A 23,589-nucleotide genomic window follows, 5' to 3' on the forward strand; every position below is an offset into this window, starting at 1 on the left:
ACGCGCGGGGCGGACTCACCGACTGTCGGTGCGCCGCTCGACCGCCGTGGCCACGACCAGCACGACCACGATCACGGCCCAGACGACGACTAACCCGACGGCGAGCCCCAGCGGGTAGTTGCGGTCCGGTAGCCCCGGGTTCGGAGGTGCCGAGGGCGGTCGCCACAGCAGGGGCACCGCGATCAGCAGCGACGTGGCGCTGGCCAGCAGGCCCGCGACGATCCAGGCCCGGCGCATCCGGTTCGTCAGCAGCCGGCCCAGCACCAGCCCGACCAGCCCGACCAGCGGTGCCACCAGGACGTCGTGCAGCACCGGGCCGCCGATCAGCCACGGCAGGGTGGTGCCGAGTTGGGGGAGCAGCAGCCAACCGCCGTACCCCGTGGCCGCGGCACCGACCACCAGCAGGAGCAGCCGGACGGCTCTCACCGCAGTACCTCCAGTCGGGCCACCCACTTGGTCTGGAGGACTCCCGGCCGGCTCGGGGCGATGAGTCGGCAGGGGTAGCCGTGGTCGGGGGAGAGTTGCTCGCCGTTGATCCGCAGGGCGAGCAGGGTCAGCGGATCGCGGGCATGGGCCGCCGGGAGTGTGCTCGCCGCGTACAGGCCGTCGGTCTCCAGTGACGTGATCCGAACCGGTCGACCGGTCGGTGCGCCGGCCCGTCGGAGCAGCTCGACGACGGGCACACCGGTCCAGTGGGCCGAGGCGCTCCAGCCCTCGACGCAGGCGATCGGCAGCTCTGCCGTGCGTTGTGGCAGGGCCGCCAACTCGGCCAGGGACAGGGTGTTCCGCCCGTCCGGCCACACGATCTCCAGTCGCCAGTCCGGCGGAACGACGATGTGCGCGGCGGCCGCCGTACGGTTGATCGGTATGCCCTGCGGCCCGGAGGCGGAACGCCACGCCAGCGGCGACACCCGACGGAGCCACGGCACGGTGACCCCGGCGGTGGCCAGCACCGCGAGGCCGGCGACGCCCGCCGAGGTACGCAGGAACGCGCGTCGCTCGAGCGAGTCGCGATCGTCGCTCCCCGGGGCCGTGGCCCGCACCGCTGTTCCGCGTCGCAGTGGTGTGTTCAGCGCCGCGCGGGCGACCGGTAGCTTCACCGCGATGTGCAGCAGTATCGCGCCGGCCACCAGCCACGCGACCGCATAGTGCGCCGTCGGGAAGAAGAACCCCCACGGGTACGACTGGGCGACGTTGAACAGGCCCGTGACCAGCTCGAAGAACGCGGCGCAGACCAGTACCAGGACGGAGATCCGTTCCAGGGCGTGGGCGGACAACCGGATCGGCTGGCGCAGGGGCGGCCGGACGAACAGTCGGGGGTAGACGCTCCACAGTTTGGCCAGTAGCAACGGGACCGCCGCGACACCGGAGAGCACGTGGACGCCCTGGGTGATCCGGTAGAGGTCGACCGGTCGGGTCGGCCAGGTGAACCAGCCGGGCGGGTGTTGGATGTAGTGGCTGAGCAGTCCGGTGCCGAAACACAGCCCGAACGCCACCCCGAGCCAGAGGCCGAGCCGGGCGGCGACCAGCGGTGAGTGCGACGGCGCGGTGAAGTCCTCGGGGGCGGGGACACGTGGTCGGCGGATCATGAGCGCGCCAACTCGGCGAACCAGCGTGGACCGAACCGCAGGTGGGCGGTGACCCGCAGGCCGGCAGCCGCGGCGGTACGGGCCACCGCCTCCGCCCCGACCCGCGCCCAACGAAACGCCGGTCCCCGCGGGGCCTCCGCGCCTGACGAGCCGGACAGGACGTACGCCTGTCCCTGCCACAGCCCGGCTCCCGGGGGTTCCACCTCGACCACCAGCGTTCCGTCGGCGGCGATCAGGGCGCCGCACCGGCGCAGCAGTCGGACCGGGTCGCCACCGATGCCGATGTTGCCGTCAATGAGCAGGGCGTGTGCCCACCTCCCCTCGCCGGGAAGGGGTTCGAAGACGTCGCGTCGCAGGGCGACCACGCCCCGGTCCTGGGTCAGCCGCACCGCCTCGGCGGAGATGTCCACCCCCAGCGCGACGAGTCCACGCTGGGCGAGTGCCCGGGTCAGCCGGCCGGGGCCGCAGCCGAGGTCGATGGTGGGCCCGGTGCAGTGGGCGGCGACGGACTCGATCGCCGGCTCGGGCGGGCCGTGCCAGCGTCGTACCGGCAGCGGGTCACGTCGCCCGTCGGTGTGCACCAGCCACCCGTCGGGCGGGGCCTGAGGCGGTGGGGCGGCCGGCGTACCGCAGGCGTCCTGGTCGGCGGACCAGCCGCCGAGTCTGCCCAGCACCACGTCGAAGCCGGCGAGGCCGATCGCCGACGTCACCGGGGGTGTCCGTTCACCAGCTGGCCGTCCACCGACGCGACGGCATCCGCGAACCGGGTGCCGGGTAGGTCGGCGGCGACCGCCAGCGCTGTCGGCCAGTCGTCGACATCCCGCTGGACGGGCAGGATCGCCGGGCGTACGCCGTGCTGGCGCAGCGCGGCGAGGGTACGGCGACCGGTGTCGCCGGTCGACATGGTCACCTGGCGCAACGCGCCCGCGTACGACGGGTCGCGTAACCCGAGTGCCCACCAGCCGCCGTCGAGCGCCGGCCCGAACACCGCCCCGTGTTCGGCGAGCAACCCCAGCGCGGTGCCGAGCAGGGCCGGCCGGAGCTGCGGCGTGTCCATGCCGATCTGTAGCACCGGTCGGCCCGGAAACGCCACGGCGGTGTCGGCGTGGGCGTTGGCGAGGCGCTCGGCGAGCGTGCTGCCCCGCTGCGGAAGCAGGTGCCAACCCGCCAGCGCGGCGGTCAGTTCCGCGCCGTACTCGGCATCGGCGAACCGGCCGGTGTGGGCCAGCACGGGAATGCTCGCCGTGGTGGCGCGCACCGCCGCGATGGTGTCCAACAGCGCCGCCGCCGCGACCCGGGCCGCCTGGGTGGGATCAGCGGGCGGGCAGAGGCGCGTCTTGGCCAGCCCCGGGACCGGTGCCTTCGCGACCAGCAGGAGGACGTTCACCGGCCACCACCGACGTCGGCACGCAGCGCTCCCGCGAAGTCCCGGGTCGCCCGCAACGTGCCCCGGACCGACCCGGAGACCTTCGAGCTGGTGCCGGCGGCCCGAGGCGCGTACGTGACGTCCAACTCGAGAATCCGCCAGCCCGCCGCGGCCGCCCGGAGCAGCAGTTCCAGGGGATAGCCGAACGCGCGGTCGTTGACACCGAGTCCCAGTAGCGCCGCCCGGTTGGCCACCCGGACCGGGCTGATGTCGTGCACCGGCACACCGCGACGGCGCAGCAGCGCGGCGACCAGCGCGTTCCCGGTGCGGGCGTGCCACGGCCAGGCATCCGCCGAGACCGGGCGACGCCGCCCGACGGCGAGATCAGCCCGACCGTCGCGCACCGCCGCGACGAGCCCGGACAGTTGGGCTGGATCGAACGAGCCGTCCGCGTCGAGTACGCAGACCAGTTCCGCGTCAGCCGCCAGCAGGCCGGCGTGCACGGCCGCGCCGTACCCGCGTCTCGGCTCGTGCACGACCCGGGCCCCGCACTCGGCCGCGATGGTCGGCGAGCCGTCCGTGGAACCGTTGTCGACCACGATGGCGCGGTAACCGGGCGGCAACCCGGTCAGTACGGCAGGTAGCGCGGCCGCCTCGTCCAGACATGGCAGCACCACGTCGATCGTTGTGTGCATACCGGTGACGCTAGGCCCGCCACGGGCCGTCCAGACCGCTGTGGCTCCTTACGAATCGCTTACCCGGCAACGGATCTTACGACTCCCTGACGTCTTCCCGAATGACCGTCGAATCCCTGGTCGAAGCTCGTATCGTCGGCCGTCACCATGACCATGATGACCCGGCCGGGACGACCCCGGTCCGCCGACCTGATCGTCCTCGGCGCCGAGGTGGCGCTACTGGCCACCGCCGTCGCCGTCGGCGCACTGCTCAACCACCAGGGCGTGCGACTGCATGCGGACGCGGCGCCGCTCTACGCCAGTTGGCAGCCCCATCTGGGCCCCGGCACCCCCGCGGCGCTTCTCGTCGCGGCGCTGTTCGTCTGGCGGGGCACGCGCTGGGGAACCGACACGTCGTGGCCGCGGCTGCTGGTCGTCGGCTATCTCGCCGCGGTGCTGTGGACGCTGTCGCTGGCCCTGGTGGACGGCTGGTCCGCAGGGTTGACCGAGCGGCTCACCGTGCAGGCCGAGTACCTGCACGAGGTACCCCGGGTGACGGATGTCGGCAGCATGGTGTCCGGCTTCGCCGACCGCATCCTCGACTTCCAGCCCGAATCGTGGTCCACCCACACCGCCGGTCATCCACCGGGAGCGTTGCTGCTCTTCGTCTGGTTGGAGCGGATCGGTCTGGGCGGCGGAGCCGCCGCCGGGCTCGCCTGTGTGTTGCTCGGAGCGACGGTCTCGGTGTCGGTTCCGGCGACGTTGCGGGCGCTCGGCGCCGAGGACGCGGCCCGCGCGGTGTGGCCGTTCCTGGTGCTCTTCCCGGGGGCGGTCTGGGTGGGCGCGTCCGCGGACGGCATCTTCGCCGCGGTGGTCGCGGCCGGACTGGCGCTGCTGGTGGTGGGTGGCCGACCCTCGGCCGCGCTCGGCGGACTGCTGCTCGGCTTCGCGCTCTACCTGTCGTACGGGTTCGTCCTGGTCGGGTTGCTCGCGCTGACCGTGGCGTTGCTCCGGGCGCGGGACCGCCTCGGCGTGCTCCTGGTCGCGGCGGCGGCAGTCGCGGTCGTCGTCACCGCGTTCACCCTCGCCGGCTTCTGGTGGCTCGACGGCTATCACCTGGTGGCGCGTCGTTACTACCAGGGCTGGGCGGCGGAACGTCCGTACGGGTACTGGGTCTGGGCGAATCTCGGTGCCCTGCTGCTCTCGGCCGGCCCGGTGGTCGGGCCGGCGCTGCGCCGGGCGGCGTCCGCCGTACCGATCCGAGCACCGCACCCCCCGCTCGCGACCACCCTCCGACAGCGGATCGCCAGCGCCGGACCGACCGTGTGGCTGCCCGCCGCGGCGACGGCGGTCGTGCTCGTGGCGGATCTCTCCGGGCTCAGCAAGGCCGAGGTGGAGCGGATCTGGCTACCGTTCGCCGGCTGGCTGCTGGTCGCCACCGCGCACCTGCCCACCGGTCACCGACGCTGGTGGCTGGCGGCCCAGGCCGCGACGGCTCTCACCGTCAACCACCTACTGTGGACGGTGTCGTGACCGCTGCCGGATCCCGCATCACCGCCGTGGTGAAGTCGGCGATGCCAGCCGCGAAGCCGACCTGGGCGGTGAACCCCAGCAGTCGGGCGGCGCGGGCCGGGTCGGCCACCACGTGCCGGACATCCGCCGTCCGCCCACCCCCGACCGTGACCGGTGCCGGCCCGCCCATCGCCGACGCCAGCTCGTGAGCCAACTCGCCGACGGTGTGTGGCTCACCCGAGCAGACGTTGACCGGGACCAGAGGGTCCGGTGCCGGTGTGGCGAGGGCCAGCAGGTTGGCCGTGGCCACGTCCGTCACGTGCACGAAGTCGCGCCGCTGGCGGCCGTCCTCCAGCACCCGGGGTGGTCGCCCGGCGGCCAGGGCCGACCGGAAGATCGACGCGACACCCGAATACGGGGTGTCGCGGGGCATTCGCGGACCGTAGACGTTGTGGTAGCGCAGGGCCCAGACCGAGCCGCCGGTCTGCCGGGCCCAGGCGCCGGCCAGGTGTTCCTGGGCCAGCTTCGTGGCGGCGTACGTGCTGTGCGGCTCCAACGGCGCGTCCTCGGGCACGAGACCGGGGGAGAGCGCCTGGTCGCAGCGGGGACAGGTCGGCTCGTACCGGCCCTGCGCCAGGTCGGCGGCCCGGCGGCCGGCAGGCCGGACGATTCCGTGGTTGGGGCAGTGATAGCGGCCTTCGCCGTAGACCACCATCGAACTCGCCAGCACCAGCCGGCGTACCCCGGTGGCGTGCATCGCCGCGAGGAGGGTGGCCGTGCCGAGGTCGTTGTGCGCGGCGTACCGGGGGGCGTCGGCCGGGTCGATGCCGTGGCCGACCATCGCTGCCTGATGGCAGACCGCGTCGACCCCGGCCAGTAGCCGGGTCAACAGCTCGCCGTCGCGTACGTCGCCGACCACGAGGCGGTGCCGCTCGGTCCAGGGCGGTGCTGTCGCACCGTGCGCCTCGGGCAGCAGCGCGTCCACCGCCACCACCTCGTGCCCGTGTTCGGTGAGCAGGTCGGCGACGTGCGAGCCGATGAATCCGGCCGCACCGGTGACAAGTATCCGCATTCCGGTCACCGTATGACCTCGCGTACGTCCGGGCGGGCTTCCGCGCCGAGCCGTAAGAACCCCACAAGATTTGCCGGCGCGGGCGCCTCCCGGTACGTGGCTACGCTGGGCCGATGGACATCTGGGGGAGACGTTGACGGGGCGGGACGGGGAGAGGTCGTGACGCAGCGCGTGCTGGTGGTCGACGACGATCAGACCGTGAGCGACGTCATCCGCCGTTACCTCGAGAACGACGGCTTCCAGGTGAGCCTCGCGGCGGACGGCGTGGAAGCACTGGCGGCGGTGCAGCGCCAGGCACCGCACCTGGTCGTGCTCGACGTGATGCTGCCCCGGATCAGCGGCCTCGAGGTGTGCCGGGCGCTGCGGGTGCGGCCGGACGGCGTACCGATCGTCATGTTGACCGCGCGCGGTGACGAGTCCGACCGGATCCTCGGGCTGCAGCTCGGCGCGGACGACTACCTGACCAAACCCTTCTCGCCCCGGGAACTGGTGCTGCGGGTCCGTTCGGTGCTCCGGCGCGCCGGCGGTGCGACGCCCCCCGAGCGACCGGAGGCGCTCACCGACGGCGATCTGGTGGTGCACACGGCCTCCCGCACCGCCCGCCTCGCCGGTGCCGACCTGGCGCTGACGCTGCGCGAATTCGACCTGCTCGTCCACCTCATGCGGCATCCGTCCCGGGTGTTCGGCCGGGCCGAGCTTCTCGAACAGGTCTGGGGCTGGAACTTCGGGGACCACTCGACCGTGACCGTGCACGTACGCCGGCTGCGGGAGAAGATCGAGACCGACCCGGCCGATCCGCAGCGGATCGTGACCGTCTGGGGCGTCGGCTACCGCTACGAGCCGGCCGATGCGTGACGTACTGCTGATCTTCGCGATCGCCCTCGGCGCGGCACTCGGCATCGGGCTCGCCGGCGCGGCGCTGCTCCGCGCGCTTCGACGCAGCTCGATCACGGTGCACCTCAACGTGCTGCTCACCACCACCGTGGTCGCCGTCGCGGTCGGGGTGATGGCGGTCGCGGAGGCGATGTTCCTCTCCGCACACGACCTTGAGGTGGTCCTGATCACCGTCGCGGCGGCGGCGGTGGTCAGTCTCGCCGTCGCCGGGCACTTCGGCCGTCGGCTGGCCCGCGCCGCGGTCTGGCGCGACCAGGCCCGGGAGCGGGAACGGCAACTGGAGAAGGGTCGGCGCGACCTGGTCGCCTGGGTCTCCCACGACCTGCGTACCCCGCTGGCCGGACTGCGCGCGATGGCGGAGGCGCTGGAGGAGCGGGTGGTTCGTGATCCGGACACGGTCGACGAGTACCACCGACGGATCCGGCTGGAGACCGACCGGATGACCCGGCTCGTCGACGACCTGTTCGAGCTGTCCCGGATCAACGCCGGGGCGCTGCGGTTGTCGTTGACGGCGGTACCACTCGGTGAGGTGGTCTCGGACGCGCTGGCCAGTGCTACCCCGTTGGCCGACGCCCGCCGGATCAAGTTGATTGCCAGCGAGTCGGGGTGGCCGACGGTTGCCGCGAGCGAACCGGAGCTGGCCCGGGTCGTGGCCAACCTGCTGCTCAACGCGGTCCGCTACACCCCGGCCGACGGCACGGTACGCATCGAAGCCGGCCGGGCGGAGGACCACGCCTGGCTGTCGGTCGCCGACACCTGTGGTGGCATCCCCCCGGCCGACCTGCCCCGGCTGTTCGACATCGCGTTCCGTGGTGAACCGGCGCGCACCCCGGGCCCCGGCGGCGGTGGGTCCTCGGGAGGGCTCGGCTTGGCCATCGTTCATGGCCTGGTGGAGGCGCATGGTGGTCGGGTCGAGGTGCGCAACACCCCCGACGGCTGCCAGTTCATGGTCCGGCTGGCCACCGCCTGACCCCACGAACGCTCCGGGTGTCGGTCGGCGCGTCGGAGTCCTCGGGGAGCGACTGCGGTCGATCCCTTGACACGTGCGGATGCGATCGCTAACACTTGTCCGCAACGCGAATGTAACCAGCCGAACACATTGCGCCGGCAGCTGCGTGACGCGCCGCAGGCGTCCTGCGTGGGCGGGCAACCCGTTATCGAGAGCCATCGAAGCCCGAGTCTGATCACGATCGCTTGTTAACGCTCACAGCTGCGGGGAGGGGCGCGGATCGTGATGGCACGGCGTACCACAGCGGTTTCCCCGCCGGGAGCATCGACGATGCGCCTACCTGCCCTCCTCGTGATCTCCGCCGTGGTCGCCGCGGCCCTCCTGGTGGTGACCGACGGATCGGCACATGCCGCCACGCTGCCAACCGGCGCCGTTTCGTTGGAGGCGGTCAACCAACCCGGACGGTACGTACGGCACATCGACTATCTCGGTCAGCTCGATCCGGTGACCTCCGGCAGCACCAACCAGACCAAGCTGGATGCCACCTTCACCGTGGTCAACGGTCTGGCTTCGCCGTCCTGCCACTCGTTCCAGACCAAGACAGGCATGTTCCTGCGGCACCGCGACTACCGGCTCCGGGTCGACCCCAACACCGGCGACGCGACGTTCCGGGCCGACGCCACCTTCTGTGCGGTGGCCGGTTCGGTCAGCGGATCAGTGGCGCTCGCCTCGTACAACTACCCGAACCGGCGCATCCGGCATCGCGACTTCGCCCTCTGGCTCGACACCTACCAGGACACCGCCGGATTCCGAGCGGACAGCGCCTTCCGCCTCGTGGCACCCTGGGCGCCCAGGACCACCGTGGGCCCGGTGATCCCGGGCCTCTTCGCCGACCCGCACATCGCCGTCTTCAACGGCCGCTACTACCTCTACCCGACCACCGACGGCTACGCGAGCTGGGCCGGCACCTACTACAAGGCGTTCTCCTCCACCGACCTGCTCACCTGGACCGACCACGGCGTGATCCTGGACCACGGCCCGGACGTGTCCTGGGCGGACAACTCGGCCTGGGCGCCGGCGGTGGCCAGCGCCAACGGCCGCTACTACCTGTATTTCAGCGGCGGGGCGGCCAGCGGCAACACGGCCAAACAACTGGGTGTGGCGGTGGCCGACAGCCCCACCGGGCCGTTCCGCGACGCGCTGGGCCGACCGCTCATCCGCAGCGACCAGTTCGCGGGCGGGCAGGCGATCGACCCCATGGTGTTCACCGACGACGACGGAAAGTCCTACCTGTACTGGGGGCAGGGCGTCGCACGCTCGGTGCGGCTCAACACCGACATGGTCTCCTTCGACCCGGCGCAGGTGCGGGTCAGCACGCCCGCCGGCTACAACGAGGCGCCGTTCGTGTTCAAGCGCAACGGTCTGTACTACTTCATGTGGTCGGAGAACGACACGCGCAGCGAGGACTACCGGGTCGCCTACGCCACCGGCCCGTCGCCCCTCGGCCCGTGGACCGGTCGTGGCGTCGTGCTGCAGAAGCGGCTCGAGGTCGGCATCAGGGGCACCGGCCACCACTCCGTGGTCCGGGCCCCCGGCACCGACACCTGGTACATCGCCTACCACCGGTTCGCCGTGCCCGCCGGCAACGGCACCAACCGGGAGACCGCCATCGACCGGATGGAGTTCAACGCCGACGGCACCATCCGCCCGGTCGTACCGACCCTCTAGCTGACTGGTCAGCCCCTGCGCGAAGGAGAGAGACGCATGTCGAGAGTCCTCGCCCGGCTCTGCGCGGTTGCGGTCGCCGCGTGCCTGCTGTTCACCACCTGGTCGGCGGCGACACCGAGGGAGGCCGCAGCGCTCGACCCGACCGTCGGCTACCTGATGGCGCACTTCACCGGTGAGTCGTCGACCGACCAGCAGATCTACCTCGCCCACAGCACCGACGGTCTGCGCTGGACGGACCTCAACAACGGTGGGCTGGTGTTGCGTTCCACCATCGGCACCCGGGGCGTACGCGACCCCGCCCTGGTGCGCTCACCCGCCGGCGACCAGTACTGGATCATCGCCACGGACCTGTGCATCGGCTGCGGTCAGGACTGGTCGACCGCGATCAACAACGGTAGCCGCAACCTCGTCGTGTGGGAGTCCACCGACCTGGTCAACTGGTCGACGCCGTGGCTGCTGAACGTCGCCGGCGCCATCCCCGACGGGCGCAACGCCTGGGCTCCGGAGGCGATCTGGAACCCGGCCACCGGCGACTACGTCCTCTACTGGGCCACGAACGTCCCGCTCAACGGTGCGACGAAACACCACATCTACTACGCGCGCACGGCGAACTTCCGCAGCATCAGCACACCGCAGGTCTACCTCAGCCGCCCCGGCAGCCAGGAGATCATCGACACCCAGATCGTCGAGGTGCCGACCGGTGTCGGCGCCTACCGCTACGTCCGGGCGTCCCGCGACGGTCAGATCACCATCGAGGGCAGCAATTCCATCCTCGGCACCTGGACGAACCTGGGGAACCTGTCCGGCCTCGGGCTGACCGGGGCGCAGGTCGAGGGCCCGATGTGGATGAGGTTCAACTCCCGCAACGAGTGGGTCCTCTACCTCGACCAGTACTCCAGCGGGCGCGGCTACCTGCCCGTCCTGACCACCAACCCGTCGAGCCCGGGCGCCTACCGGCTGCCGGCGTCCGGCTCGTACGCCATGGGTGGCACCAAGAAACGGCACGGCTCGATCCTCAACCTGACCGCGGCCGAACAGAGCCGCGTGCTCGCCCGCTGGCCCAACACCGCGATCAACCGGATCCAGTCGTACAACTTCCCGGACCGGTACGTGCGGCACGCCGACCACGACGCCCGCATCGACGCGAACGTCAGCCCCGCCCAGGACGGTCAGTGGCGGCTGGTGCCCGGCCTGGTGGGCTCCGGCACGGTCTCCATCCAGTCGGTCAACTACCCGGGCCACTACCTGCGCCACTACGGGTTCGACTTCCGGCTGGAAGCCAACGACGGCACCGCCACCTTCGCCGCCGACGCCACCTTCCGGCAGGTCGCCGGCCTGGCCAACTCCTCGTGGACCTCGTTGCAGTCCTACAGCCATCCGGACCGCTACATCCGGCACTACAACTACCTGCTCCGGCTCGACCCGGTCTCCGATGCGCAGAGCCGCGCCGATGCCACCTTCCGCGTGACCAGCTGAAGCTGGTTCCTGTCCAAGGAGTTCTGACTGTGGCACCACATCGACGGGTGTTGTCCGCCCTGGCGGCCGCGCTGACCGTGTTGGTCGGTGTCGTCGTCGTCACGTCGTCGCCGGCCACTGCCGCCACCAACCAGTTCAGAGGCATGAACTGGGCCGTGTTGGGTGACAACTTCAGCACCGGTCCGCTCGTCGTGCAGGGCCTGAGCGCGTCGGACAGCAACGCGACGGTGCGGGCCAAGGCCAATGCCCTGTACGACGACATGGCGTCCACCATGGGAGTCAACACCGTGCGGCTGCCCATCAACACGCACACGGTGGGGACGGCGTGGTGGGAGGCATACCGCGGCGCCATCGACGCCGCCACCGCCCGCGGCTTCAAGGTCATCCTCGCCTACTGGGAGGACGGCGCGGCCTCCGGCGGCAGAATCACGAACCTCACCGCGTGGAACGCGATGTGGTCCACGGTGACCAACACGTACGGCTCGAACACCAACGTCTACTTCGAGCCGATGAACGAGCCGCACGGTTACAGCTCAGCGGAGTGGCGCAACGTGGCGGCGAACTGGCTCAGCTACCACTACTCGGCGGTCCCCGGCCGGGTGCTCATCGGTGGCACCGGCTTCAGCCAGGACCTGCGGGACATCTGTAACGACGCCCGCTTCAACTCGACGCTGTTGTCCTTCCACTACTACGCCTTCTTCTACGGCGCGATGACCTACGACGCCTTCCGCAGCCACATCCAGACCCGGCTGGGTAACTGCGCCTCCCGCGCTGTGGCCACCGAGTTCGGTGCGCCCATGAACGACGGCCGAAACTACGCCGACGCCAGCAGCACCGACAACTTCGTGCGCTACATCCGCGCCATGGCCCAGGTGATGCGCGACAACCAGATGGGCGGCACCTACTGGCCCGCCCTCGGCGGCAAGCCGGGCACCATCGGATACGACTGGTACTCGATGTTCTCCCTCAGCGGCGGCGGCACCGACCTCAACCTGACCGTCCGCAACACCTCCGGCGCCGACCGGATCCGGTACGCGTGGGGCGACACCGTCGAGGGCGGCCCCACGACCCCTCCGCCAGGGACGGGAACCTTCTACCGGATCACCGTCCGACACAGTGGCAAGGCCATGGACGTCCAGTCTCCGAACACCGACAACGGTGCCCGCGTGGGCCAGTACACCTACGGCGGCAACGCGTGGCAGCAGTGGCAGTTCCAGGACGCCGGCGGCGGCTACTGGCGCATCGTCAGCCGGCACAGCGGAAAGTGCCTCGATGTGGTGAGCGCCTCGACCGCCGATGGCGCCGAACTCGTCCAGTACACCTGCGGCACCGGCACCAACCAGCAGTTCCAGATGGTCACCAACGGCAGCTACTTCCAGCTCCGGGCACGGCACAGCAGCAAGTGCGTGGACGTACCGGCCGCATCGACCGCGGACGGCGTGATCCTCAAGCAGTATCCGTGCAACACCGGCGCCAACCAGCAGTGGTCGCGCACGGCCGTCTGACGACCCGCCGAGGGACGGGAGGGCCCGGCAAGCGCTACCCGAGCGCGGCGTCGCCGGGAGGCGTACGCCGGTGGCGGATCTCGTGCCGGTGCCGTTCCCCGGCGACGAACCCGGCGTCGCGCAGCACCGACAGGTGCTCGGACACCGTTCCGGCAGCCAGCGCGTGCCGGTGGGCCAGCACCGTCGGTCCCGGGTCCGAACATTCGGCACTGGCCGAATTACTGGCGGCTACGGTATCAGGACTCGCAGAGTGTCTCCCGGCCCTGAACCCGACCACGAGGAGAAGCTTGATGAACCCGAACGTCGACTGGGAACAGCGCAGCGCGGACCTGTGGGCGGCCTTCAACGCGGCACCGGAGGACTGGGACGAGGACGAGTTCCGCACGCGGGTGGGTGACCTCGCCGACGAGTTGGGGCCGCAGCATCCGGTCGCGGCGTTCGAACGGGCCTGCGCCTGGGACTCGACCGGTCACTCGGACCGGGCGGTGCCGCTCTACCGCAGGTCGCTGGAGCTGGGCATCGACGGCATCCGCCGACGCCGCGCGGTGATCCAGCTGTCCAGCTCACTGCGCAACATCGGGCAGGCCGAGGAGAGCGTCCGGCTGCTGACCGAGGAGCGCGAGCGCGGCTCCGACGAACTCGACGACGCGCTCAGCGCGACCCTCGCATTGGCGCTGACCAGCGTCGGCCGGGAGCGGGAGGCGGTCTCGACCGCCGTCGGGGCGCTCGCCAAGCACCTGCCGCGCTACCAGCGGTCCATGGCGAACTACGCCCGACTGCTGGTGGAGCCGCACTGAGCCGCCCGGGTGGCCGCCCCGCCGGGTGCCCGACCGGGGATCAGCTGGCCGTCAACCGACCCGCTGGGCCAGCACCTGACCGGGCCAGGACCCGGACCGGAAGGTCTCGGTGGACGTGAACCCGTGGCGCTCGTAGAAGGCGACCAACTCGCCACCGCCGCCCGCCCAGCAGTCGACCCGTAACAGGCGTACACCGGCTCGCCGGGTCTCCCGCACGGCGTGTGCCAGCAGGGCCGACCCGAGGTGCCGGCCGGCGAATCGCCGGTCGGAGACCAGGAGGCGGACGTAGCGCTCCGGTTCTCCCGCAGGTGTGATCGGTGCCCTCGGATCGGGGCCGGAGTCCAGGACCAGGGCCGCGGCCGGCGTCCCATCGAACTCCGCGATGTACGGGAGGTTCTCGGTCAGGTAACGATCGACCAGCTCGGGCCCTCCGGGCTTCTCGGAGAACGGCGTCGTGCCCCACTGCTCGGTGTTGCCGCGATCGTTCATCCAGCGCACCGCGGAGTCGAGCATGGCCAGCACGGCGGGCGCGTCGGCCAAGCTGCCGCCCCTGATGCGTACGCCGCGGGTGGTGTCCTCCATGCCGGAACCCTAATCCTTGAGAGGCCGTATCCGACCACGCCGGACGCTCACGTCCGTCGTTGCCGTCCTGCTTGGTCGATCGGCCGTGGTACATCGACGTGTCGGCACCGTTCCCGTGCGGCTCACTGTCACTCCTCGGCCTCATGGGGCTGGTGGGCGAACTCTGCCGTGCGGAAGGCGCGTGCGGCAGAGGACGAGATGGCAGCCAGGTGGGGACGGGGCGGCAACCAGACGGTCGGCACGCCGAGTTGCTCGTTCATCGCGGCGAGCTGGTACTCGTAGCGAAGATCCGCGGTGGTGCGCACGCCGCGGACGATGACCGTGGCACCGCGGCGTGCGCAGTAGGCAGTGGTCAGGCCGGTCCAGGTGTCCACCTCAACGTTGCCCCAGTCAGCCGGGAGGGCGTCGCGCACTCGTGCGGCCCTGGCCGTGGCCTCGGCGGTTGGTCGCTTGTCGGCGTTGACCGCCAGCAACACGATGACCCGATCGAACATCACCCGAGCACGGGCCACCAGATCGCGGTGCCCGAGGGTGAACGGATCGAACGTACCGGGGTAGACCGCCAACGAACCGTGTACCGAGAGCATTCCGCGAGCCGACGTAGCCGTCACCGTGCCTCCAACCGCATGCCGCAATCATCCCAGGCTCGTACCGGCACCGACCCTGTTGTGATCCTGGCCGCGCGTCCTGAGTCTGCTGCCACAGCACGGACGGTGATGGTTGAGCCGCCACCGCTCCGTACGGCTGATCTTGGTGCCGGAGTGCCGTTACCATCCTCGGCATGGCGACGCGGCTTGTGCAGGTCAACATGAAGGCTCGGGACGACTCCGCGCTTGGTGGTTTCTGGGCGGAGGCGCTCGGCTGGGGGATGTCCAGCGAGGGGCCCGGCGTGACCAACCTCGAACCTGTGGGTTTCGTCTACCCCGACCCCGTCGCTGTCTGTCTTGACCTCGTCATCTCTTCGGAACCCAAGACGGTGAAGAACCGGGTGCACCTCGACCTCGCCACCACCTCGGCTGCCCATCAGGCGGAAGTGGTCGCGCGCCTCATGGATCTTGGCGCGGCGCCCGCGGACGTGGGTCAGGGCGACGTGCCGTGGACGGTGATGGCCGACCCGGAGGGTAACGAGTTCTGCGTGCTGGAACCCCGACCGTTGTATCGGGACACCGGGCCGATCGCTGCGGTTGTCGTCGACTGCGCGGATCCACGAGTCATGGCCCGCTTCTGGGGCGAGGCCATGGACTGGGCCGTGCACGAGGTGACCGACCGAGGGGCGGTGCTGCGCTCCGCCAAGGGCGTCGGCCCCTATCTGGAGTTCATCCGCACCCCCGACGTGAAGAGCGGGTGGAACCGCGTCCACCTCGACGTTCGCCCGTACCCGGGTGACGACCTGGAGCACGAGGCGACCAGGCTGCGGGCTCTCGGGGCCACCGCCGTCGACCTGGGCCGCAGTGATATCCCGTGGAGGGTCCTCGCCGACCCGGAAGGCAACGAGTTCTGCCTGCTCACCCCAAGCTGACCTGCGCCCTGCCGGAGGGCCGGTCAGCGCAGCGCGGCGATCACGGGTGCCCCTCGGGTTCTGCATCACGGGCGGTGAGGGTCCGAGTCATCGCCGTCAGGAGCCGTTCGAGCGTTCGGCGGTCTCTGTCGGTGAGGCCGCGAAGAATGGCCGCCTCGTTGGCCAGGTGTTCTTCGATGAGCCGGTCGGTCAACGCCACTCCGGCGGGAGTCAGCCCGACCACCCTGCCCCGCGCGTCGGCTTCGGAGACCGAGCGTGACACGAGGCCGCGGGCGATCAGCCGGTCCACCCGCTTGGTCACCGCTCCGGTGGTCACCAGCATCCGGTGGCTCAACTGGCCCGCCGTGAGTGTGTACGGCTCTCCCTCTCGGCGCAGCGCCGCGAGGACGTCGAAGTCGCCGTTGCCGAGGTCCGCCGCCGCGAACGGCGGCCGCAGGGTGGCATCGAGTACGGCCGCGATCTGCTGGATGCGGCCGATGATCAGCAGCGGACTGGGGTCGAGGTCTGGTCGCTCACGTCGCCACTGCCCGACGATGTCGGCGATCCGGTCGTCATCCACGGTTGCATCTTACCTTCCAAGGAAGGTAATTTGTCTTCCATGGAAGGCAACTTCTCACGGACCTCGACTCCGGTCGTCACGGCGTACGTGGATCCGTCCTGTCCCTTCGCCTGGATCACCTCCCGCTGGCTCATGGAGGTGGCGCGGATGCGACCGCTCGCGCTGCGCTTCGAGGTGATGAGCCTCGCCGTGATCAACGAGCATCGCGACCTGGAGCCGTGGTACCGCGAGTTCAACGACCGGGCATGGGGGCCGGCCAGGGTGTGCGTGGCAGCCGCCGCACAACACGGGCCCGACGCCCTCGCACGTCTCTACCCGGCGCTCGGCCGCCGGATCCACGACGACGGCGACAAGGACTTCGGCGCCGTCGTCCCACTGGCCCTCGCCGAGGCCGGCCTCCCCGCCGACCTGGCGGACGTAGCTCATCGAGACGACGTCGACCCGCAGATGCGGGCGAGTACCACCCACGCCCAGCAGCTCGTGGGCGAGGACCTCGGCACCCCGACGGTCGTCATCGACGACGTGGCCTTCTTCGGCCCCGTGCTGACCTCGATCCCGCGCGGGGAGGAGGCCCTGCGCGTCTTCGACGGCGTTCGCCTACTCGCCACCTGCCGGTCCTTCACCGAGCTCAAACGCGCCCGGTCCGACGCCCTCAGCTTCGCGTAACCTTCGTCGAGGCAGCCGGGGACACGCTTCCTCTGCGGCGGTCGGCCGAGATCCCCCGACGGCCACACCGGCCGCCGACCACTGACAGGAGGTGCGTGTCGATGGCTCGTACCACGTTGTACCTGGTCCGTCACGGCGAGCAGGATTCGGCCCTCGGGCACGCCTCGGACGGCGGCCTGTCGCCCCTCGGCCGCGAGCAGGCAGATCAGCTGGGTGAGCGGCTGCGCGCGGTGTCCTTCTCGGCTATCCACCACAGCCCGGTCACCCGGGCGGCCCAGACCGCCGACATTGTCGCCGGCCACCTTGCCGAGGTGCCACGACACGCCTGCGACTTCGTGACGGACCGCACGCCGGTGCCCTCCGCCGAGCGACGCGGCCGGTACCCGGACCGGTGGCTCTCCTGGCTGGACGGCGTGCCCGGGAACGAGAGGACGAGGATGCGGTCGCGCTGCGAGCCGCTGTCGATCATTTCGGTGTGACCGGCGAGCAGGACCGGAACGAGCTGCTGATCACCCACAACTTCGTGATCGGCTGGTTCGTCCGCCACGTCCTCGACGCGCCGGAATGGCGTTGGATCGGTCTCCACCAGGCCAACTGCGCGATCACCGTCGTGCGGTGGGACTCCGATCGTCCGCCGACCCTGGTCAGCTTCAACGACACCGAGCACCTGTAACAACGTCTCGCCGTCGCGCCCGCGGGCCTTTGTCGGCTCCGAAGCGAGGTCCGGCGCACCAGCCACACGGCTGTCGATCCTCTGTTCCCCGGGTGTTCGGCGTGGTGTCGACTTCGATCGATAAGGTGCGGTGACCGCCACCGTCGGCGGTTCGTGCGAAGGGAAGTCGATGCCTGACACACTGCACTGGCCGGCCCGAGCCCTGGGCGCTTTCGCGGCTGCCGTCGCGCTGGTGGCGGCCCTGCTGCCGGCAACCCCGGCGGTAGCGGCGACGGTGGCCTTCAAGGCGGCGACGCTGAACATCTACAACGGACTGAGCCAGGCGGACTTCGCCTACGATCTGAATCTGATCGCCTCCAAGACCGACCTCGTCGGTCTGAACGAGGTCGGCAACCGCAAGGCGTTCCTGGAGAGCTGGGCCGCCGACAACGGCTGGTGGTTGTACGCGCCGGGCGGCACCAACCAGGCTGGCGAGGCGCTGATCGCCAAGAAGAGCATGTTCGACGTACTCGACAAGGGTTCGATCTTCGTCTGTGACACCAACGGTCCGGGCGAGGTGCCGCCCGCCCGGTACAACAACTGGGTCAAGTACCGGCACAAGGCCAGCGGCCGCAACGTGACGCACATCAACGCCCATGCGGTGGCCAGCATCGAAACCGCCGGCCGACCGGAGGACCTGCCACGCACCAGATGCGCCGAGGCGCAGTTCCAGGGCCTCAAGGATCTCGCGGTCGCCAAGCAGAGCGAGGGGCAGGTCATCGTGAGCGGTGACCTCAACGTCGACTTCAGCGCCGACCGGAGCTACGGGTACGCGAAGTTTCCGTGGCAGGTCTTCGAGGCCAACGACCTGCCGAACCTGCGCTCCAACTACAACCTCTACGGCGAGAAGGGCACCGGGACGCACGGCAACCGGCACATCGACTACGTCTACTTCTGGAAGCGGCTGCCGGAATACCAGCTGATGTGGATGACCGACTACGACATCGTCGGCGGCACCAGGTCCGACCACAACGGTGTCGTCGCGACGTTCTCCATCCAGAACTGACCACCCGTCCGCCCTTCCACCTCCACCAACCGCGCGACTAGCGGCTGAGGACAGCCACCGTCGAAGAGACCGCCGCCTCGAAAACCGCCTCGTCCAACGGCTCCGCGACGGCGCTCAACTGCACCAGGACGAGGTTGTGGCCGACCCGGACCAGGCCGAACAGGGTCGTACCGGTGATCCTCGTCGAACCACTGCCGAGCGAGAGGTCGTACCGCACCCGCCAGGACTCCTCTCCCACCTGAGGAGCCGCCTGGGCGCGCACCGTGAACCGCACCGGTGAGCCACCGGGGACGGTGGCGGTGAACCGGGAGCACGCGGCGCGGGCGGCCTCGGCCTCGTCGACAAGCGTGTCGGGCACGGGGTGGGCGTACGAGGTGACGATCACGATGACTGTCGACTGCCTGATGCTGTTCGGCGACTTCCTGGTGGCGAAGCCGCGAATCTCGTCGACCCGTTTGTCCGACTCGATCCCGCGCAGGTAGTCGTCCCGGGCCAACCGCCGGCAGGCCGGCGGCGCGACGACGGTGTCGGACTCCCCGGTTTCCCGCTCCTGCGGCTCCGGCTTCCAGAAGGCCGGCAGTTTGGCCCGGACCGCGCCGGCGGCGGCGCCGGCCTGCGCGACGGTGAGGATCCGGCCGGGATCAGCACCGGTCCGCCCACCCGGTGAGGCGCTGACGCTCGGCCCGACGGTGGTCGGGGACGGCGTCGCCACGACCGGCGGACCGGTGGCGGTCGGCGCCGCTGTCGGCAACAGCACCGGTCCACCGGGCAGCCCGATGACCGCCGCCGCCGCGACCAGGAGCGCCGCCGTCGCCGGGCCCACCACCGGCCACACCCGTCGCGGCGTGTCGGGGTGGTGGGTTGGCCGCCCGATCAGACCGGGTCGTCGTCCGAGCCGTCCGGTAAGAGCGGAGAGCCCGAGCAGGATGGGCATCGTGAGCACCGCGAGGTAGAGCCACCAGATCACCGGTACGCCGACGTAGAGCCGGAGCAGGGTCGCATCCCAGGTACGACCGGAGAGCACCTCATGCACGAACTGCGACGTGCCGGTCAGCCCCGCGACACCCGCCCCGGCACCAAGGGCCCTCCCCATACCGAGGTCACCGCGCCCGGTGGCGAGCACCACGAGTGTCGCCCACCCGGCCAGGGCGCATATCCATTCTCTCTGTTGCAGGAGGGAGAGCGCTGCGTCCAGCGTGGCCGGCGGGTTCCGCAGCGCCTGTGCCGATGCGAGGCCCGCACCGATCAGCCCGGTCACCGCCATGACGGACAGGACGGCACGGGTGGCGAACCGACGCCAGCCGATCAGGGCCACGACCGCCGTCGGCAGGGCCAGAGCCAGCCACGGCCACGGCGCGTCGGGCAGCGCGTAGACCAGCCAGGCGCGGGTCGGCACCGGTCGTTCCAGACCGACGACCAGGAACTGCAACGGCCAGCAGACGGCCGTGACGGTCGCGGAGGCCGCCAGGTAGGTGAGCCCTCGCCGGAGTCGGGTGAACCGGTCCGGGCCGCGGCGGGCCGCCAGCCCGGCCAGCAGGGTGCAGGCGGTGCCGGCGACCACGCCGGCCAGTGCGACCACGATCGCGAACCGCAGGCTGACGCTGAGGCTGGCCGTGCCGGTGGGAAACGACGCACCGCCACCGGAGGTTCCGCTGGGGAAGAGGAACCCGCCCACGGCGAGACCGGCAGCCGCCGCGACGACCGGGAGCCAACGCCGCGACGGCGCACCACTGAGCGCCCTGCGATGCAGCGCGGGGGTCAACCCGAACCCGAACAGCACACCGACCAGGCCGGCCGTCAGCACGGAGAGATCCCGGTCGTACGCGAACAGGATCCCCGCCTGGGATGCCGCGCCCGCGACGATCCCCGTCACCGCCCCGGTCACCGCGGCCTGCATGGGGCCGTCAACCGACACCGGCTGCCTGCCACGCAGCGCGGCGGCCCGCCGCTGCGGTGTCGGGTGCCGGGCGAAGAGCTGGCGCAGCCGCCCGGGGGCGTGCGGTCGGGTTGCGGCAGCGGCGTCCAACAGCCGGACCAGCGCGGACGGGTCGCCGGTGCGGCTGACCTGCTGATCCGCCTCGTGTTCGCGCAGTCGCAGCACCAGCGCCCGCAGCAGGGCGCTCAACAGCACCAGCACCAGCGCCCGGCCGACCGTGACGACCGGGATCTCGGTCAGCCCTACCCTGCGGATCTCCGCGGCGCCGGCCACCACCACGGCCGGTACGACCAGCCACAGCAGACCACGCACGGCGGAGACCCACCGGACGTCGCGACCCTGCACGTGCGCCAACTCGTGCTGGACGACCGGGTCGAACCGCGCCGGATCCCGGTAACCCACCGCCACCGCGGCCGGCAGCACCACGAGTGGCCGACCGCCGGGCCGGACGGTGGTGAACGCCTGCCGCACCGACGGTCCCGCCACGAACAACCGGGGCCGGTGCCGACCGTACAGCCCTTGCCGATCGCAGAGTTCGGCAAACCGCTGCTCGGCACCGGCGACGACGCCCGGGAGCCGGTGGCGGCGCAGCCGCCACCGATCGACCACCGGGGTCAGTGCGACGATCAGGGCGAGCCCGACCACCAGCAGGACGCCGCCGGTGAGCATCACCAACCCGCGTACCCGGGCCGGATCGGACATGCAGGTCAGGAACTGCGTTGTCCGGGTGGCATCGAACTCGCCGGGAATGCTCGGGTCGACGTCGTAGGTCCGGGAACAGCGGACCATCGCCTGCGCGTAGGGCTGCGCCAGTGGACGGTGACCGAAGAAGAACATGCTGCCGGCCGCGACACCGACGCCAGCCACCACTCCGGTGACCTGCAGATAGAGCCAGAGCAGCGGGGTGGGCGGAGGCCCACCCGGCCTCCGGGTCAGCGCAGCGGTTGACGGCGACGTGCCGCGCGTGTCGGCCATACCACCTCCGGCGAGTAGGCATCAGGATACGCAGTGTCCACCAGCCTCATCCGTCACGAAGGTGACTGAGCCGCGTCCGGTCGGCCGTCGGCGCGGAGGATCCGGCGAAGCCCGCTCGATCGACCCGCTGGGACGCACCCGGCCAACCGGTTCAGATCCACCGGAGGCTTCGGCGGCTTCCACGGGTACGGTTTCGGTGATCGACATGGATGGGCGTCGGCGGCACGTCGCCGGGGCGGCAACCCCGCGCCCGACGGCGACGGACCGTGCGGAAGGGAGCGACGGTGACGCAGCGGAGAGCACTGGTGGTTCGAGGCGGATGGGAGGGGCACCGGCCGGTCGAGGCGACCGAGCTGTTCATACCCTTCCTCGAACGCAACGGCTATGCCGTGCGGGTCGAGGAGTCGACCGAGGTCTACGCCGATGCCGCCGAGATGGCCGAGACCGACCTCGTCGTGCAGTGCATGACGATGTCGCAGATCACGGCGGACCAGGTGGCGGGCCTCAGCGCGGCGGTCATCGCCGGTACGGGCTTCACCGGCTGGCACGGCGGCATCGTGGACTCGTTCCGTGCGTCATCCGAGTACCTGCATCTGGTGGGCGGTCAGTTCGCGACCCATCCGGGCCGGGAGCCGGGTGAGCGCCACGGTGGTCCGGAGGACAACTTCCTGCCGCACTCGGTGCGCATCACCGACCTCGGCCGAGAACATCCGATCACCGCGGATATCGAGGACTTCGACCTGGTCACCGAGCAGTACTGGGTGCTGCACGACGACCTGGTCGACGTACTGGCCGTCACCACCCACCCCACCCAGGCGTGGCATCCGTGGCACCGTCCGGTCACCTCGCCGGCGATCTGGACCCGCCTCTGGGGTGCCGGGCGCATCGTCGTGACGACCCCGGGGCACGACCTCGACGTGCTGAGGCACGCGAGCGTTCGTACCGTCATCGAGAGGGGGATGGTGTGGGCGACCCGCACCGCGTCGGCATCGTAGGGCTCGGGGTCATCTCCCGCGCCTACCTGGACACACTCGCGAACCATCCCGCGCTGAGCATCGCCGCGGTCGCCGACCTCGACGCGTCCCGGTCGGCCGAGGTCGCGGCGACGATCCCCGGCGCCGAGGCGTCGAGCGTCGAGCGGCTGCTCGCCCGCCCAGACGTACAGACGGTGCTCAACCTCACCACCCCCGCCGCGCACGCCGACATCTCACTCGGCGCCATCGACGCGGGTAAGAACGTCTACGTCGAGAAGCCACTCGCCGTGACGTTCCCGGACGGCCGCTCGATCCTCGAACGGGCCGCATCCGCGGGCGTCCGCGTGGGGTGCGCGCCGGACACCGTCCTGGGCACGGGTACGCAGACCGCGCGGGCGGCGATCGACGGCGGCCTCGTCGGACGCCCGATCTCCGCGTCGGCCGTCATGGTCACTGCGGGGCACGAACGCTGGCATCCCCAGCCCGACTTCTACTACGCCCCCGGCGGCGGCCCGTTGCTGGACATGGGGCCGTACTACATCTCGGCCCTCATTCAACTGCTCGGCCCGGTCCACGCGGTGAGTGGCGTCGCCAGCCGCCTGCGCGCCGAGCGGGTCATCGGCTCGGGCCCGCGCGCCGGCCAGCGGATCCCGGTGCAGGTGGACACCCACGTGACCGGCGTGCTGGAGCACACCAACGGTGTTCTCTCCACCATCACGACGAGCTTCGACGGAGTCGCCACGACGGCCGCGCCGATCGAGGTACACGGGGAGACCGGCACACTCGCCGTACCCGATCCGAACAACTTCGACGGCGAGGTCCGCCTCTTCGCGCTCGGCGGCACCGAATGGCGCGTTCTCGAACCGCAGGCGGGTTACGCCGGGGCTTCCCGAGGCATCGGTCTGATCGACCTGGTCCGGGCCGACGATCACCGTACGCCGCGCGCCAGCGGCGACCTCGCGTTGCACGTACTCGACACGATGACCACCCTGCTCCGGTCGGCGGCGGAGGGCAGGCGGATCGAGTTGACGACGGTGGTGCAGCGGCCCGCGCCGGTTCCGCTCACCTCGGTCGCGGACTGGAAGGCGTAGGCCCTCG

At 70.9% G+C, this 23,589-nt stretch carries 25 protein-coding genes; 14 read left to right on the forward strand and 11 right to left on the reverse strand.

Going from position 1 to position 23,589, the window contains the following annotated elements:
• Positions 1 to 15: 15 nt before the first annotated feature.
• From AB0J33_RS07320 to AB0J33_RS07340, 5 genes are all read right to left on the reverse strand, one after another.
• On the reverse strand, positions 16 to 426 hold the full coding sequence (locus tag AB0J33_RS07320; RefSeq protein ID WP_363610880.1) for a hypothetical protein: 411 nt from the start codon (positions 424 to 426) through the stop codon (positions 16 to 18).
• Complete coding sequence (locus AB0J33_RS07325) at positions 423 to 1,589, reverse strand: molybdopterin-dependent oxidoreductase (RefSeq protein WP_363610882.1); 1,167 nt, start codon at positions 1,587 to 1,589, stop codon at positions 423 to 425. The genes AB0J33_RS07320 and AB0J33_RS07325 overlap by 4 nt, the downstream gene beginning before the upstream one ends.
• Positions 1,586 to 2,173, reverse strand: coding sequence for a class I SAM-dependent methyltransferase (locus AB0J33_RS07330; RefSeq protein WP_363611376.1), 588 nt, complete (start codon positions 2,171 to 2,173; stop codon positions 1,586 to 1,588). The genes AB0J33_RS07325 and AB0J33_RS07330 overlap by 4 nt, the downstream gene beginning before the upstream one ends.
• A 122-nt stretch (positions 2,174 to 2,295) precedes the next feature.
• Positions 2,296 to 2,976, reverse strand: a complete 681-nt coding sequence (locus AB0J33_RS07335) for a DUF2064 domain-containing protein (protein WP_363610884.1) — start codon at positions 2,974 to 2,976, stop codon at positions 2,296 to 2,298.
• Positions 2,973 to 3,650: a glycosyltransferase family 2 protein gene (locus AB0J33_RS07340; RefSeq protein ID WP_363610886.1), complete on the reverse strand. Its 678-nt coding sequence runs from the start codon at positions 3,648 to 3,650 to the stop codon at positions 2,973 to 2,975. Before AB0J33_RS07340 ends, AB0J33_RS07335 begins: the two co-directional genes overlap by 4 nt.
• A 156-nt stretch (positions 3,651 to 3,806) precedes the next feature.
• Between AB0J33_RS07340 and AB0J33_RS07345 the strand changes: the two genes are divergently transcribed.
• Positions 3,807 to 5,162: a hypothetical protein gene (locus AB0J33_RS07345; RefSeq protein WP_363610888.1), complete on the forward strand. Its 1,356-nt coding sequence runs from the start codon at positions 3,807 to 3,809 to the stop codon at positions 5,160 to 5,162.
• On the opposite strand, the gene AB0J33_RS07350 is transcribed toward AB0J33_RS07345, so the two are convergent.
• Entirely contained in the window at positions 5,134 to 6,213 is a 1,080-nt protein-coding gene (locus tag AB0J33_RS07350) for an NAD-dependent epimerase/dehydratase family protein (RefSeq protein ID WP_363610890.1), read from the reverse strand. The two genes, AB0J33_RS07345 and AB0J33_RS07350, sit on opposite strands and share 29 nt — an antisense overlap.
• Positions 6,214 to 6,372: 159 nt before the next feature.
• On the opposite strand from AB0J33_RS07350, the gene AB0J33_RS07355 reads away from it, so the two are divergent.
• From AB0J33_RS07355 to AB0J33_RS07375, 5 genes are all read left to right on the forward strand, one after another.
• Positions 6,373 to 7,068 carry a response regulator transcription factor gene (locus AB0J33_RS07355; protein ID WP_363610892.1) on the forward strand — a complete coding sequence of 232 codons (696 nt, stop codon included), beginning with the start codon at positions 6,373 to 6,375 and terminating at the stop codon, positions 7,066 to 7,068.
• On the forward strand, positions 7,061 to 8,077 hold the full coding sequence (locus AB0J33_RS07360; RefSeq protein WP_363610894.1) for an ATP-binding protein: 1,017 nt from the start codon (positions 7,061 to 7,063) through the stop codon (positions 8,075 to 8,077). Before AB0J33_RS07355 ends, AB0J33_RS07360 begins: the two co-directional genes overlap by 8 nt.
• A 309-nt stretch (positions 8,078 to 8,386) precedes the next feature.
• Positions 8,387 to 9,784 carry a family 43 glycosylhydrolase gene (locus AB0J33_RS07365; protein ID WP_363610896.1) on the forward strand — a complete coding sequence of 466 codons (1,398 nt, stop codon included), beginning with the start codon at positions 8,387 to 8,389 and terminating at the stop codon, positions 9,782 to 9,784.
• A gap of 36 nt (positions 9,785 to 9,820) precedes the next feature.
• Positions 9,821 to 11,260 (forward strand): glycoside hydrolase family 43 protein, encoded by a 1,440-nt coding sequence (locus AB0J33_RS07370; protein WP_363610898.1) that lies wholly within the window; start codon positions 9,821 to 9,823, stop codon positions 11,258 to 11,260.
• Between the two features lie 29 nt (positions 11,261 to 11,289).
• Positions 11,290 to 12,765: an RICIN domain-containing protein gene (locus tag AB0J33_RS07375; protein WP_363610900.1), complete on the forward strand. Its 1,476-nt coding sequence runs from the start codon at positions 11,290 to 11,292 to the stop codon at positions 12,763 to 12,765.
• A gap of 34 nt (positions 12,766 to 12,799) precedes the next feature.
• Here AB0J33_RS07375 and AB0J33_RS07380 read toward each other — a convergent pair whose 3' ends face one another.
• On the reverse strand, positions 12,800 to 12,946 hold the full coding sequence (locus tag AB0J33_RS07380) for an ArsR family transcriptional regulator (RefSeq protein ID WP_363610902.1): 147 nt from the start codon (positions 12,944 to 12,946) through the stop codon (positions 12,800 to 12,802).
• A gap of 109 nt (positions 12,947 to 13,055) precedes the next feature.
• Between AB0J33_RS07380 and AB0J33_RS07385 the strand changes: the two genes are divergently transcribed.
• The gene (locus AB0J33_RS07385; protein WP_363610904.1) at positions 13,056 to 13,562 is read left to right on the forward strand and encodes a tetratricopeptide repeat protein; all 507 of its coding nucleotides are present in this window, start codon (positions 13,056 to 13,058) and stop codon (positions 13,560 to 13,562) included.
• 51 nt (positions 13,563 to 13,613) lie between these two features.
• Here AB0J33_RS07385 and AB0J33_RS07390 read toward each other — a convergent pair whose 3' ends face one another.
• Together AB0J33_RS07390 and coaD are read right to left on the reverse strand one after the other, a co-directional pair.
• Positions 13,614 to 14,144, reverse strand: a complete 531-nt coding sequence (locus tag AB0J33_RS07390; protein WP_363610906.1) for a GNAT family N-acetyltransferase — start codon at positions 14,142 to 14,144, stop codon at positions 13,614 to 13,616.
• Between the two features lie 128 nt (positions 14,145 to 14,272).
• The gene (gene coaD, locus AB0J33_RS07395; protein ID WP_363610908.1) at positions 14,273 to 14,710 is read right to left on the reverse strand and encodes a pantetheine-phosphate adenylyltransferase; all 438 of its coding nucleotides are present in this window, start codon (positions 14,708 to 14,710) and stop codon (positions 14,273 to 14,275) included.
• Between the two features lie 215 nt (positions 14,711 to 14,925).
• Here coaD and AB0J33_RS07400 point away from each other — a divergent pair, with 215 nt between their 5' ends.
• Positions 14,926 to 15,663, forward strand: coding sequence for a VOC family protein (locus tag AB0J33_RS07400; protein ID WP_363610910.1), 738 nt, complete (start codon positions 14,926 to 14,928; stop codon positions 15,661 to 15,663).
• 40 nt (positions 15,664 to 15,703) lie between these two features.
• Here the strand turns inward: AB0J33_RS07400 and AB0J33_RS07405 are convergent, their stop codons facing one another.
• Complete coding sequence (locus tag AB0J33_RS07405) at positions 15,704 to 16,222, reverse strand: MarR family transcriptional regulator (RefSeq protein WP_363610912.1); 519 nt, start codon at positions 16,220 to 16,222, stop codon at positions 15,704 to 15,706.
• A gap of 39 nt (positions 16,223 to 16,261) precedes the next feature.
• On the opposite strand from AB0J33_RS07405, the gene AB0J33_RS07410 reads away from it, so the two are divergent.
• The 4 genes from AB0J33_RS07410 to AB0J33_RS07425 all read left to right on the forward strand — a co-directional run bounded on the left by AB0J33_RS07410 (position 16,262) and on the right by AB0J33_RS07425 (position 18,606).
• Positions 16,262 to 16,888 carry a disulfide bond formation protein DsbA gene (locus AB0J33_RS07410; RefSeq protein ID WP_363611378.1) on the forward strand — a complete coding sequence of 209 codons (627 nt, stop codon included), beginning with the start codon at positions 16,262 to 16,264 and terminating at the stop codon, positions 16,886 to 16,888.
• 101 nt (positions 16,889 to 16,989) lie between these two features.
• Entirely contained in the window at positions 16,990 to 17,367 is a 378-nt protein-coding gene (locus AB0J33_RS07415; protein WP_363610914.1) for a histidine phosphatase family protein, read from the forward strand.
• A complete protein-coding gene (locus tag AB0J33_RS07420) occupies positions 17,364 to 17,561 on the forward strand; it encodes a histidine phosphatase family protein (protein ID WP_363610916.1) in 198 nt (65 codons plus the stop codon). Before AB0J33_RS07415 ends, AB0J33_RS07420 begins: the two co-directional genes overlap by 4 nt.
• A 169-nt stretch (positions 17,562 to 17,730) precedes the next feature.
• Positions 17,731 to 18,606, forward strand: coding sequence for an endonuclease/exonuclease/phosphatase family protein (locus AB0J33_RS07425; protein WP_363610918.1), 876 nt, complete (start codon positions 17,731 to 17,733; stop codon positions 18,604 to 18,606).
• A 37-nt stretch (positions 18,607 to 18,643) separates the two neighbouring features.
• Here the strand turns inward: AB0J33_RS07425 and AB0J33_RS07430 are convergent, their stop codons facing one another.
• Positions 18,644 to 21,517 (reverse strand): M48 family metalloprotease, encoded by a 2,874-nt coding sequence (locus AB0J33_RS07430; RefSeq protein ID WP_363610920.1) that lies wholly within the window; start codon positions 21,515 to 21,517, stop codon positions 18,644 to 18,646.
• A gap of 284 nt (positions 21,518 to 21,801) precedes the next feature.
• On the opposite strand from AB0J33_RS07430, the gene AB0J33_RS07435 reads away from it, so the two are divergent.
• Both AB0J33_RS07435 and AB0J33_RS07440 read left to right on the forward strand, forming a co-directional pair.
• On the forward strand, positions 21,802 to 22,512 hold the full coding sequence (locus tag AB0J33_RS07435; RefSeq protein ID WP_363610922.1) for a ThuA domain-containing protein: 711 nt from the start codon (positions 21,802 to 21,804) through the stop codon (positions 22,510 to 22,512).
• Entirely contained in the window at positions 22,482 to 23,582 is a 1,101-nt protein-coding gene (locus AB0J33_RS07440) for a Gfo/Idh/MocA family oxidoreductase (RefSeq protein WP_363610924.1), read from the forward strand. Before AB0J33_RS07435 ends, AB0J33_RS07440 begins: the two co-directional genes overlap by 31 nt.
• The last annotated feature ends 7 nt before the right edge of the window (positions 23,583 to 23,589 follow it).

The organism is Micromonospora sp. NPDC049645 (genome assembly GCF_040675155.1).
Lineage (GTDB): Bacteria > Actinomycetota > Actinomycetes > Mycobacteriales > Micromonosporaceae > Micromonospora.

Bases quoted from the DNA above. Each gene is read 5' to 3' on its own strand.
- AB0J33_RS07325 (WP_363610882.1), bottom strand. From the start codon at position 1,589: ATGATCCGCCGACCACGTGTCCCCGCCCCCGAGGACTTCACCGCGCCG.
- AB0J33_RS07340 (WP_363610886.1), bottom strand. From the start codon at position 3,650: ATGCACACAACGATCGACGTGGTGCTGCCATGTCTGGACGAGGCGGCC.
- AB0J33_RS07345 (WP_363610888.1), top strand. From the start codon at position 3,807: ATGACCCGGCCGGGACGACCCCGGTCCGCCGACCTGATCGTCCTCGGC.
- AB0J33_RS07350 (WP_363610890.1), bottom strand. From the start codon at position 6,213: ATGCGGATACTTGTCACCGGTGCGGCCGGATTCATCGGCTCGCACGTC.
- AB0J33_RS07360 (WP_363610894.1), top strand. From the start codon at position 7,061: ATGCGTGACGTACTGCTGATCTTCGCGATCGCCCTCGGCGCGGCACTC.
- AB0J33_RS07365 (WP_363610896.1), top strand. From the start codon at position 8,387: ATGCGCCTACCTGCCCTCCTCGTGATCTCCGCCGTGGTCGCCGCGGCC.
- AB0J33_RS07370 (WP_363610898.1), top strand. From the start codon at position 9,821: ATGTCGAGAGTCCTCGCCCGGCTCTGCGCGGTTGCGGTCGCCGCGTGC.
- AB0J33_RS07385 (WP_363610904.1), top strand. From the start codon at position 13,056: ATGAACCCGAACGTCGACTGGGAACAGCGCAGCGCGGACCTGTGGGCG.
- AB0J33_RS07390 (WP_363610906.1), bottom strand. From the start codon at position 14,144: ATGGAGGACACCACCCGCGGCGTACGCATCAGGGGCGGCAGCTTGGCC.
- AB0J33_RS07400 (WP_363610910.1), top strand. From the start codon at position 14,926: ATGGCGACGCGGCTTGTGCAGGTCAACATGAAGGCTCGGGACGACTCC.
- AB0J33_RS07410 (WP_363611378.1), top strand. From the start codon at position 16,262: ATGGAAGGCAACTTCTCACGGACCTCGACTCCGGTCGTCACGGCGTAC.
- AB0J33_RS07415 (WP_363610914.1), top strand. From the start codon at position 16,990: ATGGCTCGTACCACGTTGTACCTGGTCCGTCACGGCGAGCAGGATTCG.
- AB0J33_RS07425 (WP_363610918.1), top strand. From the start codon at position 17,731: ATGCCTGACACACTGCACTGGCCGGCCCGAGCCCTGGGCGCTTTCGCG.
- AB0J33_RS07430 (WP_363610920.1), bottom strand. From the start codon at position 21,517: ATGGCCGACACGCGCGGCACGTCGCCGTCAACCGCTGCGCTGACCCGG.